This is a genomic window from Actinokineospora sp. UV203, from assembly GCF_056323665.1.
In genome coordinates, this window is sequence record NZ_CM150484.1 from 1,670,622 (window position 1) to 1,689,391 (window position 18,770).

At 68.3% G+C, this 18,770-nt stretch carries 18 protein-coding genes and 1 pseudogene; 6 read left to right on the top strand and 13 right to left on the bottom strand.

All coding sequences use genetic code 11. The features are described 5' to 3' along the window. Nucleotides 1–64: 64 nt before the first annotated feature. Complete coding sequence (locus ACUZ2Y_RS07495) at nt 65–3,607, top strand: CHAT domain-containing protein (RefSeq protein WP_476328270.1); 3,543 nt, start codon at nt 65–67, stop codon at nt 3,605–3,607. A gap of 392 nt (nt 3,608–3,999) precedes the next feature. Here ACUZ2Y_RS07495 and ACUZ2Y_RS07500 read toward each other — a convergent pair. The 5 genes from ACUZ2Y_RS07500 to ACUZ2Y_RS07520 form a co-directional block, all read right to left on the bottom strand. Continuing rightward, a protein-coding gene (locus ACUZ2Y_RS07500) for an IS3 family transposase (RefSeq protein WP_476325799.1) occupies nt 4,000–5,198 on the bottom strand; the annotation gives its coding sequence in 2 pieces (ribosomal slippage) (nt 4,000–4,910 and nt 4,910–5,198; 1,200 coding nt in all). A gap of 29 nt (nt 5,199–5,227) precedes the next feature. After that, the gene (locus tag ACUZ2Y_RS07505; RefSeq protein ID WP_476328272.1) at nt 5,228–5,773 is read right to left on the bottom strand and encodes a hypothetical protein; all 546 of its coding nucleotides are present in this window, start codon (nt 5,771–5,773) and stop codon (nt 5,228–5,230) included. A 116-nt stretch (nt 5,774–5,889) separates the two neighbouring features. Then, on the bottom strand, nt 5,890–7,113 hold the full coding sequence (locus ACUZ2Y_RS07510) for a vWA domain-containing protein (RefSeq protein ID WP_476328274.1): 1,224 nt from the start codon (nt 7,111–7,113) through the stop codon (nt 5,890–5,892). Beyond that, the gene (locus ACUZ2Y_RS07515) at nt 7,113–8,333 is read right to left on the bottom strand and encodes an AAA family ATPase (RefSeq protein ID WP_476328276.1); all 1,221 of its coding nucleotides are present in this window, start codon (nt 8,331–8,333) and stop codon (nt 7,113–7,115) included. The genes ACUZ2Y_RS07510 and ACUZ2Y_RS07515 overlap by 1 nt, the downstream gene beginning before the upstream one ends. A gap of 76 nt (nt 8,334–8,409) precedes the next feature. Beyond that, nucleotides 8,410–9,750, bottom strand: a complete 1,341-nt coding sequence (locus tag ACUZ2Y_RS07520; RefSeq protein ID WP_476328278.1) for a hypothetical protein — start codon at nt 9,748–9,750, stop codon at nt 8,410–8,412. A 185-nt stretch (nt 9,751–9,935) separates the two neighbouring features. Between ACUZ2Y_RS07520 and ACUZ2Y_RS07525 the strand changes: the two genes are divergently transcribed. Both ACUZ2Y_RS07525 and ACUZ2Y_RS07530 read left to right on the top strand, forming a co-directional pair. Further along, nucleotides 9,936–10,400, top strand: coding sequence for a hypothetical protein (locus tag ACUZ2Y_RS07525; protein ID WP_476328280.1), 465 nt, complete (start codon nt 9,936–9,938; stop codon nt 10,398–10,400). Further along, on the top strand, nt 10,387–10,830 hold the full coding sequence (locus tag ACUZ2Y_RS07530; RefSeq protein ID WP_476328282.1) for a tyrosine-type recombinase/integrase: 444 nt from the start codon (nt 10,387–10,389) through the stop codon (nt 10,828–10,830). The genes ACUZ2Y_RS07525 and ACUZ2Y_RS07530 overlap by 14 nt, the downstream gene beginning before the upstream one ends. On the opposite strand, the gene ACUZ2Y_RS07535 is transcribed toward ACUZ2Y_RS07530, so the two are convergent. Continuing rightward, nucleotides 10,827–11,399, bottom strand: coding sequence for a hypothetical protein (locus ACUZ2Y_RS07535; protein WP_476328284.1), 573 nt, complete (start codon nt 11,397–11,399; stop codon nt 10,827–10,829). The two genes, ACUZ2Y_RS07530 and ACUZ2Y_RS07535, sit on opposite strands and share 4 nt — an antisense overlap. An 832-nt stretch (nt 11,400–12,231) precedes the next feature. Between ACUZ2Y_RS07535 and ACUZ2Y_RS07540 the strand changes: the two genes are divergently transcribed. Further along, complete coding sequence (locus ACUZ2Y_RS07540) at nt 12,232–12,402, top strand: hypothetical protein (RefSeq protein ID WP_476328286.1); 171 nt, start codon at nt 12,232–12,234, stop codon at nt 12,400–12,402. A gap of 73 nt (nt 12,403–12,475) precedes the next feature. Here ACUZ2Y_RS07540 and ACUZ2Y_RS07545 read toward each other — a convergent pair whose 3' ends face one another. From ACUZ2Y_RS07545 to ACUZ2Y_RS07565, 5 genes are all read right to left on the bottom strand, one after another. Then, nucleotides 12,476–13,381 (bottom strand): NAD-dependent epimerase/dehydratase family protein, encoded by a 906-nt coding sequence (locus ACUZ2Y_RS07545; protein WP_476328288.1) that lies wholly within the window; start codon nt 13,379–13,381, stop codon nt 12,476–12,478. Nucleotides 13,382–13,440: 59 nt separating this feature from the next. Next, the gene (locus tag ACUZ2Y_RS07550) at nt 13,441–13,884 is read right to left on the bottom strand and encodes a carboxymuconolactone decarboxylase family protein (RefSeq protein ID WP_476328290.1); all 444 of its coding nucleotides are present in this window, start codon (nt 13,882–13,884) and stop codon (nt 13,441–13,443) included. A gap of 22 nt (nt 13,885–13,906) precedes the next feature. After that, the gene (locus ACUZ2Y_RS07555; RefSeq protein ID WP_476328292.1) at nt 13,907–14,548 is read right to left on the bottom strand and encodes a Type 1 glutamine amidotransferase-like domain-containing protein; all 642 of its coding nucleotides are present in this window, start codon (nt 14,546–14,548) and stop codon (nt 13,907–13,909) included. A 29-nt stretch (nt 14,549–14,577) separates the two neighbouring features. Continuing rightward, nucleotides 14,578–15,513, bottom strand: coding sequence for an NADP-dependent oxidoreductase (locus ACUZ2Y_RS07560; protein WP_476328294.1), 936 nt, complete (start codon nt 15,511–15,513; stop codon nt 14,578–14,580). A gap of 80 nt (nt 15,514–15,593) precedes the next feature. Continuing rightward, nucleotides 15,594–16,145: a dihydrofolate reductase family protein gene (locus tag ACUZ2Y_RS07565; RefSeq protein ID WP_476328296.1), complete on the bottom strand. Its 552-nt coding sequence runs from the start codon at nt 16,143–16,145 to the stop codon at nt 15,594–15,596. Nucleotides 16,146–16,275: 130 nt separating this feature from the next. Between ACUZ2Y_RS07565 and ACUZ2Y_RS07570 the strand changes: the two genes are divergently transcribed. Beyond that, on the top strand, nt 16,276–17,187 hold the full coding sequence (locus ACUZ2Y_RS07570; RefSeq protein WP_476328298.1) for a LysR family transcriptional regulator: 912 nt from the start codon (nt 16,276–16,278) through the stop codon (nt 17,185–17,187). A gap of 14 nt (nt 17,188–17,201) precedes the next feature. Here the strand turns inward: ACUZ2Y_RS07570 and ACUZ2Y_RS07575 are convergent, their stop codons facing one another. Both ACUZ2Y_RS07575 and ACUZ2Y_RS07580 read right to left on the bottom strand, forming a co-directional pair. Next, a complete protein-coding gene (locus tag ACUZ2Y_RS07575; RefSeq protein WP_476328300.1) occupies nt 17,202–17,621 on the bottom strand; it encodes a DUF2871 domain-containing protein in 420 nt (139 codons plus the stop codon). A gap of 34 nt (nt 17,622–17,655) precedes the next feature. After that, a pseudogene (locus ACUZ2Y_RS07580) lies at nt 17,656–18,198 on the bottom strand (DUF4267 domain-containing protein). Here ACUZ2Y_RS07580 and ACUZ2Y_RS07585 point away from each other — a divergent pair. Further along, nucleotides 18,168–18,767, top strand: coding sequence for a TetR/AcrR family transcriptional regulator (locus tag ACUZ2Y_RS07585; protein ID WP_476328302.1), 600 nt, complete (start codon nt 18,168–18,170; stop codon nt 18,765–18,767). The pseudogene ACUZ2Y_RS07580 and the gene ACUZ2Y_RS07585 sit on opposite strands and share 31 nt — an antisense overlap. Nucleotides 18,768–18,770 lie beyond the last annotated feature (3 nt).

Below are 18,770 nucleotides of genomic sequence, written 5' to 3' on the forward strand. Positions count from 1 at the left end.
GATCGGGGACGCAGTACGTGAAAGGATTGCGGCCTACCGGCGCAGCGGTGACCGGAATGCCCTGTTGTCGGACGAGGTTCGCGCGGAAGCCGACGTACTGCGCGAAGCCATGACCGACCAGGGCATCCGCAGCGTGGAGAACCGGCTGCTGGGTGAGTTGTTCCTGCTGCGGTTCCAGTGTGTCCCCGCACCGACAGGCGACATCGGCGACCTCGCACAGGCGGTGCTGCACCTCTGGCCACCCACCACGCCGTCCGTGGATGTCGGGGACGTGCTCCGCACTCTGCTGCCCGGTCCCGGCGCCGACGAGGCGATGCAGTTCGGCGCGGCGGTGGCGATCTCCCGGCACGTCGTGACCACCGGTGACTGGATCGTGCTCATCGCGGCACAGTTGCTGCTCGGCCACCTCGTGGAGAACACCACGCCGCAGCACCCGGCACACCCGGTGTACCTGGCTTACCTGGCCGAGATCCTGTGGCAGTCATACGAGCTGACCGGTGACCGTGCCCACCTGGAGCGAGCGGGCGACATATACCTGCACGCCGACGCCGCGCTGCCCGCGGACCTGCCCGAACGCGGCTGGTTCCTCGGGTTCGCCGCGTGCGCACAGCTCGAACCCCTCAGGTGGGGAAACTTGTATGTGCTCGAGCCGGGGATCACGATGGGCGAGAAGGCACTGCGGCACCGCACGCCTGCGACCTTGTTCCGCCGGATCACCAAGACGTGGGCCCGCCACGCGTACACCCACCTGTTGTTCGACGCGGCGCATACCCTCCGTCTCAGCCCCCACCTGCCATACCTGCTGGCCGCGCTCAGCTCCGCCTACCAGGCGCGATGCAGCCTGACCGGATCGCAGGAGGACGCCGATCGTGCCATCGTGCTCGCCGCGCGCATTCCGCGGGCCTACCCTGCGGAAAGGCTGTTCGGCCTGCTCGGCGCCCACCTCCTGCGGTTCGACCGGACCGGACGCGCCCGCGACTTCCGGCGTGCGGCGAAGTTCGGGACACGACTGCTCGCGATTACCGGTGGCGCGGACAACCGCGGGATCCGGGAATGCGCCGCAGTGGTCAGGATGGCGAGGCTCAAGCCGTCGTTCCGGGCGGTGGCGGCCCTTCCCGCACCGCCACCGCACATCGGTGGTTACTTGAGGCGGTTGTGGCTGACGAACCTGTCGAGGCTCGTCCGGCGCGGCCTGGACACGGACACGCTCATCGCACTCGGGGAGATTGTGATCGCGGGCCCGCGGCTCCAACTCGACGAGTCGACGCTCAGCCTGTTCTGCAGCGTGGATCCCGTGACCGACGACGTCCTCATGCGCCTGGGCATGGTTTATTACGCCCGCTTCGTGCGCACGGGCGACCGGGCGGACATCGAACGCGCTGTCGAGTTGGCCGGGCTCACCACGTGGGCGCGTGATCCCAAGAAATCCGTCGACGCCCGCACCGCGGTGGATGTCGGCGCCATCTACCGCGCGCGGTTCACGCAGTCGGACGCACGGGCCGATCTCACCGCCGCGCTCCAGAACTTCGAGTGGGCACTGGACCACATCGCCGCCGACGATCCGGAGCGCGCCAACGCCGTCATGCTCGCGGCCGACGCGCTGCTCGAGGCCTACACGATGTTCGGGTCGGCCGAGGCACTGCACCGCGCGGTGCGGCTACTGGAGCATGGCATCGACGTGCACCCGCATCAGGTACCCGACATGCTGCACATCGTCCCCCGTACCCACCGGCTGCTATTCGAGGACACGGGTGAGATCGCGTACCTCGACCACGCCATCGAGCTGGGCGACCGCGCCGTCGCCGCCACGCACGACGCGACGATGAAGTCCAGGCAGACCGCGAACCTCGCCTCGCTGTACCACTTGCGGCACGAAGCCACCGGTGACGTCGCCGACCTGCGCCAGGCGATCGAGATCCGTTGGACCGCCTTGTCGGCGATGCCACCGGATCACCCTGGGCGAGCACAAGTGCTCGCCCAGTTGTGCGACGGCGAACGCGAGTTCCTCCGGTTTTCCGCGCAGAGGCACGATGCCGGGCTGGCCGAACAGGTCGTCGACATGGCCACCGGGCCCATGAACGGCGCACCGGAGTACCGGGTGCAGGCCGGTCAGGCGGCCGGGCTGCTCGCTGCGGCACTGGACCAGCAGCGGCTCGCCGTCCGCGCGTTCGACCACGCTGTGGGATTGCTGCGCGCGGTCGCCGACCGGGACCTCGAGTGGGTCGAACAGGAACGACGACTCGGCGGGTACCAGGACCTGGCGAGCGAAGCCGTGGCCGCTCATCTGGCCGCGGGCGACCCGGCGGGCGCCGTTGAGGTGGCGGAACAGGGCAGGGCGCTCATCATCGGATCCGAGCTCGAGACCCGAACCGACCTCACCGACCTCGCGTCGGTCCTGCCCGTCGTCGCCGATCGGCTCAGCGAGATCCACAAGCGGCTCAACACCCAGGTGCTGCGCGACCTCACCGGCGAGCCGGTTCCCGACCAGGTCGGCAGGCGCAACCGTGCCGCGCTGTGGGCCGAGCACGACGATCTCGCGCGCCAGATCCGCGACCTGCCGGGGTTCGCGCACTTCATGGCACCCGGCACGACCTCCGTCCTGCGGCAAGCGGCCGAGGGCGGTGCGGTCGTGTTGGTGAACGCGGCCGAGCGCCGCGGGGACGCCGTCATCGTGACGGCCGACGCCGACCCGGTCCACATCGCCCTGCCCCGGTTTACCGCCGACGCCGTCCGCGCGTGCCGCGACGCCGTCCGGGAAGCGGTCACGGATACCTCGCTCACCGGAATGCTGCGGAGACAACGGATGCTTTCCGACGTTCTCGCGTGGTTGTGGGAGTCCGTTGTGGACACTCTGCTGCCGGAGCTGCACGAGCAGAGAGTGTGGTGGCTGCCCATCGGCAACACCGGTTCACTACCACTGCACGCCGCCGGAGTAGCCGACGAGCCGGGAGCACTCGACCGGCTCGTGTCGTCCTACATCCCGAGCCTGCGCACGTTGCACCACCTGAGGAACCGCCCGCGGCCCACCACGCGACACCAGCTGACGGTCGCACTCGAGGACACACCGGGATTCCCGCTCTTGCCAGGCACAACCGCCGAAGCCACCATGCTGCAGGCGCAACACCCCGACCACCCGCTGCTCACCGGCGAAGAGGCAAATGCCAGCAACGTCCTCGCCCTGCTCGAGAACAGCACGTGGGCGCACTTCGCCTGCCACGCCACCGCCACGTCAATGGCGCACGACGCCGTGTTACACCTGCACCGCGACGAGCTGCCCGTCCACGAGATCAGCAAGGCCCGGACGGCCGGAGCCGAACTGGCCTACCTGTCCGCGTGTTCCACCGCCTCCCGCAGCGAGAGGTCCGACGAGGCGCTCACCCTCGCGTCCGCCTTCCACCTCGCGGGCTTTCGACACGTCGTAGCGAGCCTGTGGCCGCTCAACGACCAGGCAGCCGCCGCTGCCGCACAGACCTTCTACCGCGAGCTACCGGATGCGCCGTCCGCGCAGCGGGCAGCCCATGCCGTTCGCACAGCCGCGCTGGAGCTGCGCGACACCTACCCCGAACGAGCCGACCTGTGGGCCGCCTTGGTCCACAGCGGACCGTGATGTTCATCGGATTCACATGAGAGAACGATACCGCCCAGTTCGACCAAGCCGGACCTTGTGGAGAGGCCATCCCTGCTCGAGGAATCGACTCATCGGTGTGAACAGAGTCCGACGGCCAGGTTGGACACACCACCCGTAGGGCGATGATCTCTTTGCTGCCCCTCCGTTCCTCTCGGCTGTCACCGAGAGCATTACCGCTCAACTCACTCTCATGCCGCGAGCCGCGCGTCCGCGGGCATCGCGCTCATCTGCCGATGTGCGGGAGCTATGTCGTGTTCGTGCGATCAGTGCTTCGACCAATGTTCAAAGCTCTCGCACCTTCGCCGATGCTCTTCGGGTGGATCTGGTTCGCAAGACAGGTGGGGGCTTGACCCCGGATGTTGGACACGGGGTTATGCGGCTTGATTCAGCGTAGCCGGTGTCGGGTGGCGGCTGTTCTCGTAGTCGATCGGGGACATCTGTCCGAGGTGGGAGTGGCGTCGTCGGGTGTTGTAGCGGTGCAGCCAGCCGAAGGCGGCCAGCCGCGCATCGCGTTCGCTGGCCCAGTTCTGTGCGCCTTGCAGGGTTTCGCGTTTGAACGAGGCGTTGAGGCTTTCCGCGGCGGCGTTGTCCGCCGAGCTGCCGACCGCGCCCATGGACTGGATCACCCCGGCCTGATGGCAGGCCTCGGCGAAGGCCCGAGAGGTGTATTGGGCTCCGTGGTCGGCGTGGAAGATCGCCCCGGCCAGGCTGCCCCGGGTGCGCTGGGCCGCCCGTAGTGCGTCGATGACCAGCTCGGTGCGCATGTGATCGGCGATGGCCCACCCGGCCAGCCTGCGCGAGCACAGGTCCATCACGGTCGCCAGGTAGCAGAACGTGCCGTCGGCGATCGGTAGGTAGGTGATGTCGCCGACGTACCTGGTGTTCGGCGTTTCGGCGGTGAAGTCCCGTCCGAGCAGGTCCGGCGCCTTGGCCACGGCGGGGTCGCCGATGGTGGTGCGATGTCGGCGGCGCAGCCGCAGACCGGCCAGGCCGATACCGCGCATGACCCGGGCGACCCGCTTGTGGTTGACCTGGTGCCCTGCCTCGCGCAACTCGGCGGTGACCCGGGGGACACCGTAGGTGCCCGCCGAGTCACGGTGAATCGTGCGGATGCGCGCGGCCAACCGATCGTCGGCGGTGGCGCGGGCCGCGCGGTCGGGCGCGGTGGCTTTCCAGTGGTAATAGCTGGACCGGGCGATCCCGATGACCTGACATAACCGCTTCACGCCGTAAAGGCGCTGATGGTCGGCGACGAACTGGAAGCGGTTCACCAGCGCGTCTCCCCGGCGAAATACTTGGCCGCCTTGCGCAGGATGTCGCGTTCCTCCTCCAGTTCGCGGATCCGCTTGCGCAGCAAGGTGTTCTCGTTGTCCGCCGAACTCGACGGCGACACCGTCGCCGTCGCCGGTGCTCCGGTGCGCTGCCCGTCATCGAGCCGAATCCAGCTGCGCAGCGTCTCGTGGTTGATCCCGAGGTCCTCGGCCACGGACTTGATCGTCGCGCCCGGCCGAGACCGGTACAACGCGACCGCCTCGGCCTTGAACTCCGGCGGATAGTGCTTCATCACCATCTGTGCGGGACTCCTGTCCACCCGGACCGTCAGGATCCAAGTGTGTCTGGTGTCCAACATCCGGGGTCAAGGCCCGTGCGGTGGGAGATCATCGTGCTGCTCCCAGGTCCATCGTTGCTCCGAATGTCCAGAATCAGGCCGTCTCCTGGCACGCTGAGTGTGGTGGGTTGGCCGCACAAGTCGCAGGGCCACTGAAAGCTCTCCAAGTCGGCCGGCCTGATGCTGAGTCGAACCCACGCGGGTGGAACCCAGCGCCGAACTGCTTGCACCACGGCCTCGATCTCGGTGCCGACTTTCGGAAACAGTGCCCGAAGGTCCTGGTCAGCCCGAATCATCTGGCTGAACTGCCCGATGATGTCGATCGACGCACCCAGGTTCTCGTGGCCGACGATCTGGACGATCACGCCCCAGGGATGATGGCTGGTGACCTTGGCGCAGACTCGCTGCCCGGGGATGAGTGCCAAGGACGCTGTTTCGAATCGACCCATGTCGATCGAATCCTCTCGAATCGGCTGATAGCTGGCAAGCGGCGAGGTCACTGTCCCGCGACGCCCGCGATCGGCCGCGACCGCCAACGCCCGACCATGCCGCTTATCGGTCGTTCCCGTGAACGCACGGACATGCCGACGAGAGGACGGGCCTGCAACGCCCGGAAGTGACTTTCCGAAGCCACCAAACGTTCGTCGAGAGATCAGCCAAGGGTGACCACTCGTGCCCAAGCGGGTGGCGTGTCCGGCGTGTAGCGGGGATTGTTCTCGTCTGATGGACGCTGTCGGGGGAACAGGCCTACGACCGTCCGGCCGGGCGGTCTTGCGTCGGGCCAGGGTGTTTGGCCGTCGGTGAGGGCGACGATGACGTCGGGGCGGGGGCTGCCGCGCAGAGCTTTGGCGAAGCCGGTGCGCAGATCTGTGCCTCCGCCGCCCACCAAGTGGATCCCTTCGGCGCGGCACAGCTGGTGTGTGCTGTGTGCGGCGGCATCGCACGACAGTACTGAGACAAGATCGCGCCTGCCGCCCACCGCTCGGACGATCGCGGCGATTTCGACGATCGCGCTCCCCAGTTCGGCGTCGCTCACCGACCCGGAGGTGTCGACGATTACGCACACACGAGGTGGCCGGCGCCGCAGGCTCGGCATGATGACGCCGGGCAGACCGGCTGACCTGCGCGAGGGGCGACCGTAGGTGTAGTCCTCACCCACGCCTGGGCTGGAAACCGCCGAACGGACCGCCGCCCCCAGCAGTTCCCGCCATGCCTGGGGCGGCTGGAATGCCTCCTGTGCCCAGCGCTGCCAGCCTTTCGGGATGCTCCCCCGGCTGCTGTTGATGCCTTGCGCGACCCGGAACCGGACGGCATCTCGTTCGTGCGCGCTGAGCCCACGCGCACCGTCGGCACCCAGATCCCAGCCCCGTTCCAGCCCGTCGGCGCCGCTGCCGCAGTCCAGCCAGGCGAATCCGGCGGTGTACGGGCCGAGCCGGAACTGGCGTAGGTAGTCCTCCATCAGCTGCCCCTCGGGCAACCTGAGCAGCGCTGGTTCGACGGCGCCCTCGGGCCGTGCCAGCCCGTCGCCGAACACGTCGTCGTTGATTTCGCAGTCCGCGGCGATGTTCATGCGCAATCGCTCTCCCGGCCCGGTCAGTTCGTGCTTCGCGGCGAACCGGTCGCTGCGCCCGTGATGGTCGCGCAGCAGGTGGGACACCTCGTGCACCCAGACCCCGGCCAGCTCCTCCAACGGGGTGCGGTCCACGAACGCCGGCGAAACGTAGCAGCGCCAGTGGCGGTCTACGGCCATGGTCGGCACCTGCCGTGATTCCACGGTGTGCAAGGCGAACAATGCCGTCGCCAGATACGGCCGGTTCCGGACGGCGTGCAGCCGGGCGGCGAAAAGCTTCTCCTCGTCCATACTCCCCGGCGTCATCAGTGTGTGCCCTCGCCGACCGCGGCCAGGTCCGCTCGTCGCGACAACGACACCGCCCCGGACAGTCGTTCGATGGCTGCCGGCACTTGCCAGTCGTCGCGGCGCAGCGCGGCGAGCGTGGCCGCCGGCACGACCACCAGGTCCGGGGCGCCGGTTTCCAAAGCCAGCACCAGCAGCGACCACGCCGCGTTCCAGCGGGACTGCTCCGGCCGCTTGCGAACCGCCTCCACCACGCCATCGAGCACCGTCTGGCGCAGGTCGCCACGCTCGGGCAGGATCGCCGCTTCTGGATCCGCGAGCAGCACCTCGGGGTCGGGCAGATCCATCCGGTCCATGGCGGCCAGCAGCTCCAGGCCCGGCCCGTCTCCGACGGTGCCCCGCACCAGCATGGACAGCACGTCTCGGGAGGCACCCGCCGCGGTGGCGAAAGCGATCAGCCGCAGGGTCATCTCCCAACTGCGCGGTGAGGGCCACGGACCGCCGCGGCGTGCTTCGTTCTTCGGCAGTTGATGGACGAGTCCGGGCCGGGCGACCAGTAGTTCACAGACCGCCCGGCGGGCGAACGTCACCGCGTCGGGCAGCCGCCCGCGGTCCAGCCGTGGCAGCGTCGCCTTCGGCCATGTCCCGCCCAGCCCACGTACCACGACGTCGTGGTCGTAGGTCCATTGCAGATGGACGAACCGGTTGGCCAGCGGCGGGCTCAGCTCCCAACCGTCGGCCGCGGAGGAACGCGGATTGGCGGCGGCCACGATCCGGACACCCGGCGGAAGCCGCAGGGCACCGACCCGTCGCTCGAGCACAACGCGCAACAGCGCGGCCTGGACGGCCGGCGGCGCGGTGGACAGCTCGTCGAGGAACAAGAGCCCCCGGCCGGCCCGGACCAGGCGCACGGCCCAGTCTGGCGGGGCCATCGGCACCCCCTGCTCCGCGGGATCATCGCCGACCACCGGCAGACCGGAGAAGTCGGATGGCTCGTGCACGCTCGCGATCACAGTGGTCAGTGGCAGTTCGAGAGCTTCCGCGAGCTGGTTGAGCGCCGCAGTCTTGCCGATGCCCGGCTCGCCCCACAGCAGCACCGGCAAATCGGCGGATACGGCCAGCGTCAAGGCTTCCAGTTGGGTGTCCGTACGCGGCTCGGTGGTCGTGTCGTGCAGCAGGGCGAGCAGATCGGCGGCGATGTCCAGCGGTCGGAGGTGAGCCGTTTCGGAAGAAATATCCATGGCAGTAGACAGTTTCGATCACCTTGGGGTCGAATCGGGGCCGTTCGTCGGCCAGGCGAGCAAGCGAGGTATGAGGTCAGCGAAGGGTCGCGTGGCGCGGGCGGGTCCGGAGAACGCGACGGGGGGTGTCCCGTGTGGACGGAGCCGGTCCGTACCCGGCCAGCCCGGCCCGATACAGCCCATGCGCGACCCGGCGGCGCACCGCAGCCTCCAGCTCATCGCGCAATGCGCCGCTGCGCAGGAGCACGTCCGGTCCGAGCAGGCCTTCGACGGTGGCGAGGGCGCCGGTGGTGTCGCCGTGGTCCAGCCGGGCGCGAACATCGGCAAGACTTTCCGGATGCCGGTGTGCTTCGTCGATCACCCGCAGGCACGGCAGTTCGGTGCCGCCCAACGCGGCGAGCAGTTCCTCGCGGCGAATTTCGTCGGGGTCGTGGTCGAGCGGGACGAGCACCCCGTTCACCACACCGATTCGGTGCGTGGCACCACGACACTCGACAAGGCGCGAATTCCCTGAGCCGTCCGGACTCCGTGACGGACCGACCGGCCGATGGTCAGGTCGAAGTGCCGACGCGACAAGCGGATGCAGCAGGTCGACGTCGATCAACCCGGCATGAAGCAACTCAAGGTCGGGCAGGACCCAGGTCGCGGCGTCGGGCAGGACCGGCACCTCACGGGCGCAGCCGCCGACCGCCTCACGCGGCGCGCCCAGGTTCAGTATCAACCGGTGCCGGGAAGTGAGCCGCACGGCGACGTCGCCTCCACGCCCCTCAGCGCCCAGTAGCAGCGCCGCCTCGGCCGCCCACCGGTCCACGGCGCAGGCGCCGACCCCGGCAGGGATCCAGTCCCCTGCGAGATCGCCGTCGCAGGGCCAGCGGCCGGACCGCTCCCGCAGCTCACCGGCCTTGCGCGCGTCCCATAAGTGGCGATGCAGATCGAGGCGATATCGGCGGTCGGGGCGGGGATGCGGATGAAGACCCACTCCGGTCCCGCGCTGGGACGGCACCCACAATGCGAGGCTGATCCGCTGACCGGCATCCGCCCACGCCGGCGGCGTACGTGCCACGAGGTGTATCGCGCCACCGCTGTCAGCCGTCGAACAATACCGAGCCAGGGAAACCGTGAGCCCTGGCCGCAGCAGGCCGTCCGGACCGATCCTCGGAAAATGCCAGCGAAGCAGATCAGGAGCCAGATGACGCAGATCAGCGCGGACCTGTGCTGCCAACCAAATGCCATGGGCACGACCCACGGCCCGCAGGTTCAGATCCACGTCGACTCGCGCCGCGGCGCAGGCCCCTGCCCAGTCGCCCACCGCCCGGCGGGCAGTCGCTGTCTCGATCATCGATGGAGGCACGGCGAACTCGCGCACGCGCGCCCAGAAAAGGAGGCGGAGGTTCTCATTCGCAGTCAAAGGGTGCATCAGCACTCACCTTTGGCGAACGGAACCTCCGATCGGCTCAAGTAGGTAATCATCGCGGCAAGCGTAGCAGGAGCGGCATGGAACGGGGCTGTTCCATGAACCATCGCCATCAGATCGCGGTCTGAACGCGCTCTCATGCCGCGGCGGGGTCGCTGGGCAAGCGGGCCGGGTTCACCGTCGTGGACATGACTACTTCGGAAGTACTTCCCGACGGTGACGTCGTGTTGCGGTTGGCGTGCTCGGCGTACCTGGCCCGGTTCACCGGTACCTCGCGGGTGCATACCGAGTCCGACCTGCGGATCTACCTGACCTGGTGCGGCGAGCACCAGCTCGCTCCGCTGGGCATGGTGCGGGCGGATGTGGAGCGGTATGTGCGGTGGATGCAGGAGATCCGCGGATTCAAGCCGTCCACGGTGTCGCGGCGGATGGCCGTGGTCACCGGCTTCTACCGCACCTGTGTCGTCGACTCGGTGCTGGAGCACTCACCGGCCGACTACGTTCGCCGACCGGTGGTCGCGAACGAGTCACCGACATTGGGTTTGTCGCACTTGCAGTTCGAGGCACTGCTGACCGCCGCCCGCGACTCCACCAACCGGTTCGATTTTCGCCCTGGTCGCGATGCTCGGCTTGCTCGGGTTGCGGATCTTTGAAGCTTGCGGCGCCGACATCGGCGAGGAACACGGCCACCGAGTCCTGCGCGTGGTCGGCAAGGGCACCAAAGTCGCTCTTGTGCCGCTGCCGCCCGCCGTCGGCCGGGCTCTCGACCGGGCTGTCGGCGACAGGGTCACCGGGGCGATCCTGCTCAACCGGCGAGCTCACCGCATGGACCGCCACTGCGCCACCCGACGGCTCCGCCGCCTGGCCGCGGTGTCGGTGGTGCGCCTGCCGCGGATGCACCCGCACATGCTGCGCCACACCTTCGTTACCACCATGCTCGATGCGGGCGTCGACCTCCGCGACGTCCAAATCGCCGCACGCCACGCCGACCCACGAACCACCATGCGCTACGACCGAGCCCGCACCAACCTCGACCGACACCCCAACTACATCCTCGCCGCCTACATGGCCTCCGGCACCTAAACCTCGGCGTGAGCCCTGAGCGATGCTTGCGAGCCGACGGAGGATGGCTCCAGGCGGTCCCGTCCCGCCGACAAAGGACGTCCGGACGGCGCGACCCGAGCTAGTTGCTCGGGTTCGAGCCGGTGGGTTCGCCACCGGTCGCTGGTGGCCTCCTTCATGGAAGCCGCGAATCGATGGCGTCCCCGCTTATTCGGAGTTCCCACCACCTCGGCGTAGTGCAGGCTGGGGACAAGCCACGCCTTCATGACGACGCCCCGGACGATGTCGATCGCGACGAACAACATGTCGAGATCGCGCCGAGGCGTGAAGGTTTGCGAGCGGACGAACGCCACGAAACCTTCCGCGCGTACACGCTTGCTGTCAGACATCCTCACCTTGACCTGCACAGCCAAGGTCACCGGTGAATTCCGTCGGTGGAAGACGAGGTCGACTCCCTCATCATCGACGAGCGACATGGAGACATTCAACTCGCCCCTGCTGGCAAGGATGCAAAACGCTGCCACCAGGTGTTCGGCAGCCTTCCCCATACGAGCGGCGTCAGCTGACTTCAGCATGTCATCACGATCCACCAAACCAAGCTATGAACTCGGCCTGGACCCTGCAACCGGGAGGTACACGTTGCGCGCTCATGCCACAGGCGGCAACAGGCGGCGCCGTTGAACGCACGATCCTGCCGATGTGCGGACGCCGGTCCGGGTGACGGTTAAGTTGCCCGGTTCCCGCCGACAACTTTGACGGGAGTGCGTCTGACGGCGCGTGCCGACCTCGCGGAGTCCGATGTGGACCGCGCGGTGAAGGTGATCACGGCGACGGCCCCGCGCGGGGGGCGGCTGTCTAAGCCGTGCTGGAAGAGTCGACACGCGTGATTGAGAAGCCGACACGCGTGATCAGGAGGTCGACACGACGCCGCCGCAAGGCTCTCACCGTGTCGACCCCTTGATCACGCGTGTCGACCCTTCGATCACGTCGGCTACCGTCGGAGGCGGCGTATGCGGATGTGGGGGGATTACGTCGTCGGTGCACTCCTCGCCTTCCGCGACGAAGCCGCAGCGCGCGAAGAAACCTTGGACGTAGGTCTGGGCGTCGAGGACGTACTCGCCGGGCACCGTCAGGGCCCCATCAGGCGGGCCGCCACGCCTTGGCCGCGGGCGGACGCCGCCGTCGCCACCCGGCCGATGCGGAGGGATGCCGACCCGGGTCGGCGAGCACACGCAACCTGCTCCACTACCACCACGTCTCACGCGCGGGCGGAAGATGTCGTGGAGCTGGGTGGCGGTCAGCCCGGGACCGTGTCGTCGCGCAGGGCCGACACCGGTCGCCCACCTCTCACTCTCAGCCGACGAGGCGCGGCCTGGCAAGGGCGACCTTCTACAGGCCTGGCCGATCACTCTCCGGCTCGCCATGCTCGTCGCGGTCGTCCTGACCGGCACCGCCGCGGTGGCCGCCACCCTCGGCATCGGCTGCCAGCTGGCGTTCATCGCGCTCAGTCTCGTCGAGCCCCGGAGACGGAGTGAACGGCTCGCCGCGCTGCGTCGTCGCGGGACGCCTTCCCGCGTACGCCCGGAGGAGTAGCCGTTCGAGGGCGGCTCCGGGGCGGTGCGGATGTCGTGATCCGCACCGCCCCGGAAACCACCCGCGCGACGCGTTAGTCGAGATTGTCCTGGATCCACTCCAAGACGGAGGCGTGCGCCGGACGCCAGCCGAGTCCAGCGGAGGCGCGGCCTCGGATCCGGCTGTTGGAGGCGAGAACGTACAAGGTGAGTTCTTCTCCCCAGTGGGCGACGGCGTCGTCGGTGTCCCACGCCTCGGCGGGACCGAGACCGAACTTCCGGGCGATCGCGGCGGCGATGTCGCGGAACGACGCTTCGCCGTTTTCGACGAAGTAGAACGATCCGGCCGGAGCGTCGGTGAGCGCACGGAGGTAGAGGTCGGTCAGGTCGTCGATGTGCACGGTCGACCAGATGTTGCGGCCATCCCCGACATACCGGGCGACCCCGCTTTCGCGGGCCTGCCTGGCGAGGACGGGGACTTGCAGGCTGTCGCGGGACATGCCCCGGCCGTGCCCGTAGATGAGGGAGTTGCACAGCACCACCGAGCGCACCTCGCGGCTCGCCGCGTCCAGGACGAACCGGTCGAGTGCGACACGGGCGTCCTTCTTTTCGATGGGTCTCCAGCCTGAGCCGGGGGCGATGACCTCCTCGGTGTATACCTCGTCGGCGACGGCACCGCGCGAGTCGGTGCTGACGACGGTGGATCCGCTGGTGTGCACCAGCGGACGGCCGGTGCCAGCCAGCCCTTCGACGAGCGCCTCGACGGCGCCCCGGTGATCGCTGCTGGCGGCGTTGACGACGGCGTCGGCCTCGCGGGCGCGCGCGGTGAGCAGTGCGGCGTCGTCGAGCGTGCCGATGACGGGGTTGATGCCGCGCCGCTCCAGCTCGCGAGCCTTGTCCTCGCTACGGACGAGACCGTCGACCCGATGTCCTGAGCGCAGGAGCAGGTCGGCGACCGAACCCCCGATGTAGCCGGTGGTCCCGGTGATGAAGACGCGCATGTGATGTTTCCGATCCGGTAGGCGCGTTCGCGCGTATGGCTGGGGAGAAGCGGCGGCCGTCAGTCCAGCGGCCAGGGCCGGGCGGTGGCGCCGAGCCGGTTCCAGGCGTTGATCACGGTGATGGTCCAGATCAGCTCGGCGAGCTCGACCTCGGTGAACTCGGCGGCCGCCCGGCCGAACACCTTGTCGGTGACAGGGCCGTCGACGAGCCGGGTCGCAGCCTCGGTCAGCTCGAGTGCCGCCCGTTCACGGTCGGTGAAGAACGGCGTCTCGCGCCACACCGGCAGCGCGTAGAGCCGCTGCTCGGTCTCACCACCGGTACGCGCGTCCTTGGTGTGCATGTCGACGCAGTAGGCGCAGCCGTTGAGCTGGGAAGCGCGTGCCCGCACCAGTTCCAGCAGCGCGGGCTCCAGGCTGACCTTGCGGGAGGCCGCGTCGAGCGAGTTGAGCGCGCGGTTGATGTGCGGTGCCAGCTTGTCGACGGGGAGTCGTACGGCGTTCATGGTTCTCTCTTTCGTTGGGGTGTCAGCGGTTCGCAGGGGTCGACGGCCGGTCGATGATGGTGACCTCGCCGTCGCGGAGGGTGCGGTACGGAACTCCTTCGCGGTCGTAGCGCTCGACGACGCGCTCGATGGGCTCGCTTTCGGGGATCGGCGAGCGGTAGTGGGGGACGAAGGCGTAGTCCAAGAGACCGAGCCCTTCCCAGATCGCCTGCCTGCCGTAGGCGGTGACGGTGTCTGCGGGGTCGTCGACGAGTTCGAGGCCGTGCAGGCTGGGCGAGAGGACGCAGGCGCCCGCGCTCCAGCCCGCGTAGACGACGGCGTCGCGCCGCAGCAGGCCGGGCAGGATCCCGTCGACGCCGCTGAGGGCCATCGCCAGCCGCAGGACGAACGGGTTGCCGCCGTGGACCCAGATGACCCCGAAGCCGGACAAGCGCTCAGCGAGTCCTTTCGAAGCACCGAAATGGTCACGTAAGTCCACTTCGGACACTGAGTAGCCACGGTCGCGAAGCAGCGCAACCTCGCGGCCGGTGGCCTGCCGTCTCGCCGGGCAGGGGAGGGCGTCCAGCGCGTTGCCGATGACGGCCGCGGTCCGGACGTCGCCGGCGAGGTCGTCCAGAAGTGCGGGGGCGTCCCCGAGTTTCCAGGAGGAAAGGAACAAACGCATGGGCCTGCTCTCGTGAGAAGGGGAAAGGGTCAGGCGGAGACGGTGAGGACGATCTTTCCGGCGGTATGGCCCGCTTCGCCGATTTCGTGGGCCTTGGCCGCCTGTGCCAACGGCAAGACGGTGTCGACGCGGACCCGCAGTCGCCCGGCTTCGGCGAGGGCGGCGATCTCCCGCATCCCCGACTGGTCGGCTTCGGCGATCATGAAGACGGAACGGAGTCCGAGAGACCGGGCCTCGTCCGCCAGCTTCGCCTCGGTGGGTGAGGCGAGCGAGACGACGATGCCACCCGGGCTCAAGGTCCGCAGGGAGCGGGGTCCATAGTCGCCGCCGATGGTGTCGAGCACGACGTCCATGGAGCGGGCGGCGGTGGTGAAATCGGTTTGGGTGTAGTCGATGACCTCGTCGGCGCCGAGGCTTTTCACGAAGTCGTGGTTGGCGGCGCGAGCGGTGCCGATGACCTGAGCGCCGCGCGCCTTGGCGATCTGGACGGCCAGATGCCCGACGCCGCCCGCCGCGGCGTGGATCAGCACGCGGCTGCCTTGCCGGATGTCGGCCGTGTCGACGAGGGCCTGCCACGCGGTGAGCGCGGCCAAGGGGAGCGCGGCGGCCTCCACCGGGGAAAGTCCGGCCGGTTTGGCGGCGAGGTGCCTCGCCGGGGAGGTCACGTACTCTGCGTAGGTCCCCGCAGGAGCGGGCTGGCGCGGTACGCCGAAGACCTCGTCGCCGGGCTGGAACAGGGTCACCCCCGGCCCGACGGCCTCGACCACGCCGGACACGTCCCAGCCCAGCCGGATCGGGACGTCGCCCGCCAGCCCGCCGGTGGCCCGGTGCCACCAATCGGTCGGGTTGACCCCGGCGGCACGTACCCGCACCAGCACCTCGGCGGGGCCGGGTACCGGGCGCGGTACCTCGATGATCTTCAGCACGTCCGGACCGCCGAACGAATCCTGGCCGATAGCACGCATGATGAACAGTCCTTGTCGCTCGATGAAGGGATGCTGGGACGGCGAAACGTCCGCCAGGCAGGGAAATCGGGGGGAGGGACTCACTCGCGGCCGGTGGGCCGGTAGTCCAGGATCATCGTTCCGGAGCTGAAGGCCGCCGTCGTCGCGAGACGCCACGAGGTCGAATCGATGCCCGCGGGGAACAGGCGTTTGCCGCTTCCGACGATCACGGGATGCAGCCAGAGTTTCAGTTCGTCGAGAAGGCCGAGCTCGATCAGGGAGTTCACCAGGACTCCGCTGGCGTAGATGAGGATGTCGCCGGTGTAGCGCGCCTTGAGCTCGAAGATCTCGGCGGCCAGATCGCCTCGCACGACGACGGTGTTGTTCCACTCGGCGGTTTCCAGGGTGGTCGACACGACGTACTTGGGGAGGGTGTTCATGCGGACGGCGAAGTCACCGTCGGACTCCTCCATATGCGGCCAGGCGGCGGCCATGCCCTCGTAGGTGACGCGGCCCAGCAGCAGTGCGTCGCTGGAGAACAACTGGCCGTAGGCGAACTTGGCGTGCTCGGCGCTGAAATACGGCCCGGTCCAGGTCGGTTTCTCCATCACCCCGTCCAGCGACAGGTAGACGAGCGAAACAATCTTGCCCACAGAGAGTCCTTGAGTGAGAGTCGGTGACACCGAGTGATGTTGTCTCATTCAGTCTTTAGGGGGCTTGATCCGCCAACAAGGTGACATAGTGCAACGGTCATTAAGGTGGGATTAATGTCCGGAGGCGCATGTGCTGGAGCGGCTTGAACTGGAAGCGTTCCTGACCCTCGGCGAGGAGTTGCACTTCGGCCGCACCGCCGATCGCCTGCACGTGACCACCGCGCGGATCAGCCAGACGATTAAGAAGCTCGAACGACAGATCGGGACGCCGCTGTTCGAACGCAGCAGCCGCCATGTCGCCCTCACCGAAGCGGGGCAACGGTTGTACGACGATCTGCGACCCGCCTACGACCTGATCGAGGCCGGGCTCCGGAAGGCGACCGACGTCGCGCGCGGTGTCCACGGTGTGCTGCGGGTCGGTTTCCTCGGCGCCGCCGCAGGACAGCTCGTGGTCCAGGCGGCCCAGCTGTTCGACCGGCGTCACCCCGGCTGGCGGGCTCAGCCGAGGGAAGTGCAGATCGTCGACGGCCTTCAGCGGCTGCGCGCGGGCGATACCGACCTGCTGGTCGTGAGCCTGCCGCACGACGAACCCGACATGGTCACCGGCGAGGTCCTGTTCTCCGAGACGCGGGTGCTGGGGGTGTCCGCTCGGCATCCGCTCGCCCGCCGCGACACCGTTTCGCTGGAAGACCTCGCCGCGGTCAAAATGCTGCAAGTGGCTGAAGCGTTCCCGGCTTACTGGCGCGCGGATCGCACGCCGGACCACACGCCCGGCGGCCACCCGATCGAACCGGGACCGCGCTTCGAAACACTCCAGGAAGCCCTGGCATTGATCGGCGCAGGGGAAGGCGCTTTCGTGATGGGCGCGCAGGTGTCACGGTTCTACGCGCGGCCCGGCGTCGTGTATCTCCCGATCAGCGACGCGCCGCCCCTGGAATGGGCGCCGACCTGGCTGCGCACCAACACCGCACCCCAGATCCACGCCTTCAACCAGGCCGCCCAGGACGTCGCTGCCCGGGTCTATCTCGCCATCCGCCACTGACGGGGCCGCCGTGCTCACGCTGCGGGCTGGACGGTCTTCTTGAGGCGTTTGCCGAGGAGGACGAACAGCAGGATCAGCCCGACCGTGAGCAGGATGTGGCCGAGCCCGGCGGTCAAGGAGACGGCCATGGGCACGGAGAGGCCGAGAACCGTCTGGGTGCCGTGGACGAACATCATGGCGACCGAGACGGCGATGCCCGCGTTGTAGAACCAGAAGAAAAGGGTGAACAGTCTGGTCCCGGAAAGCTGGAACAGCTTGTCGAGCGCCAGGACGATGAGGAAGCCCAGCATGCCCAGCGCGAGCAGGTGCGTGTGGATGAGCGCGAGCTGGGTTCGCCCGTCGAACTCGTTGAGCTTGGTGAACTCCCGGTAGTACAAGCCGGAAACCACTCCGAAGATCATGTAGATGTGTGCCGCGTAATAGGATTTGCGCATTACTTTGCTCTTTCCGGGAAAGGGTGACGGGAATTCACTGAAGTGCGAGGGACGACCGCTCCGCGGTGGCCGGGCGGCCGCGGGTTTCACGGAGGGTCAGAACGCCGGTGAGCGCGACCAGGGCGGCGGTCGCTCCGTGAATGCCGAACGTGGCGGCCGACGATCCGTCGTGGGCCAGCACGATGATCATGTCGCCGAGCGGTGTGCAGGCGATGACCAGAAGGAGTCAGCCCAGCGCGCGTCGCTGGCCGGTGAGCACCATCGCGGCGATCGCCAGACCGGACACCAGGTCCCGGATGCCTTTCAGGACAAGGAAACCGTCGCCGTCCCCGGACGGCCAGCGCGGCAGGCCGAAGCCGGGCGCCGTGGACTCCGGGACGAGCACGTAGGAGAGCCCGACGTAGGCGATGAACAGGGCCCCACCGTGGCCAGGACGGTGTTGACGTTCTTGAGGGTCATGGTCGCCTCTTCTCTTCAAAACGTTACGTAACGTTATGCCGCCGCAGAACGTAACAGAACGTTTTGTAGTTGGGTAGAGTGATCGCGGTGAGCACCCCACCCACCGGCCGGACCGCACGCTCCCGGGACGAGATCCTGCAAGCCGCCGTCGACCTCTGCGCCGAGCGCGGCTACGCCGCGGTGACCATGGAGGCGGTCGCCACGCGGGCGAAGGTGGGCAAACCGACGGTCTACCGCTGGTGGCCGTCGAAGGGGGCGCTGTTCCTGGACGCCCTGATGGACCGGCTGGGCGAGCGGTTCTTCCTCTATCCCGACACCGGTGACATCGACGCCGACCTGCGCACCTGGCTGCGCACCCTCGCCGAGGTCTTCGCCGACGAACGGCACGGCCAGATCATCTCGGGCGTGATCGGCTCGGCCCAGCTCGACACGGAACTCGCCGCCATGATCCAGGGCAAGGTCCACACCGCGCTGGCCGCGATCAACCGGGCCCGGCTCGTCAAAGCCCAGGAAGCCGGGCAGCTGGCCGCCGGCGACCCCGCGCTCTACGACGACATGCTGGTCGCCCCGCTCTGGTACCGGCTGCTGGTGACCGGCGAGCCGATCACCAGCGACTACACCGACACCATCGTGAACACCCTGACCTCCCCGGCTCCAGGGCAAGCCCCCGCGGCCGAGGAACGGTAAGCG

What these genes read in the sequence shown, in the direction of transcription:
- ACUZ2Y_RS07545 (WP_476328288.1), bottom strand. Translation starts at nt 13,381, where the DNA reads ATGCGCGTCTTCATCACCGGGACCACCGGCTACATCGGGGGTTCGGTC.
- ACUZ2Y_RS07540 (WP_476328286.1), top strand. Translation starts at nt 12,232, where the DNA reads ATGCTCGTCGCGGTCGTCCTGACCGGCACCGCCGCGGTGGCCGCCACC.
- ACUZ2Y_RS07555 (WP_476328292.1), bottom strand. Translation starts at nt 14,548, where the DNA reads ATGCGTTTGTTCCTTTCCTCCTGGAAACTCGGGGACGCCCCCGCACTT.
- ACUZ2Y_RS07525 (WP_476328280.1), top strand. Translation starts at nt 9,936, where the DNA reads ATGACTACTTCGGAAGTACTTCCCGACGGTGACGTCGTGTTGCGGTTG.
- ACUZ2Y_RS07560 (WP_476328294.1), bottom strand. Translation starts at nt 15,513, where the DNA reads ATGCGTGCTATCGGCCAGGATTCGTTCGGCGGTCCGGACGTGCTGAAG.
- ACUZ2Y_RS07575 (WP_476328300.1), bottom strand. Translation starts at nt 17,621, where the DNA reads ATGCGCAAATCCTATTACGCGGCACACATCTACATGATCTTCGGAGTG.
- ACUZ2Y_RS07515 (WP_476328276.1), bottom strand. Translation starts at nt 8,333, where the DNA reads ATGGATATTTCTTCCGAAACGGCTCACCTCCGACCGCTGGACATCGCC.
- ACUZ2Y_RS07550 (WP_476328290.1), bottom strand. Translation starts at nt 13,884, where the DNA reads ATGAACGCCGTACGACTCCCCGTCGACAAGCTGGCACCGCACATCAAC.
- ACUZ2Y_RS07510 (WP_476328274.1), bottom strand. Translation starts at nt 7,113, where the DNA reads ATGACGCCGGGGAGTATGGACGAGGAGAAGCTTTTCGCCGCCCGGCTG.
- ACUZ2Y_RS07520 (WP_476328278.1), bottom strand. Translation starts at nt 9,750, where the DNA reads ATGCACCCTTTGACTGCGAATGAGAACCTCCGCCTCCTTTTCTGGGCG.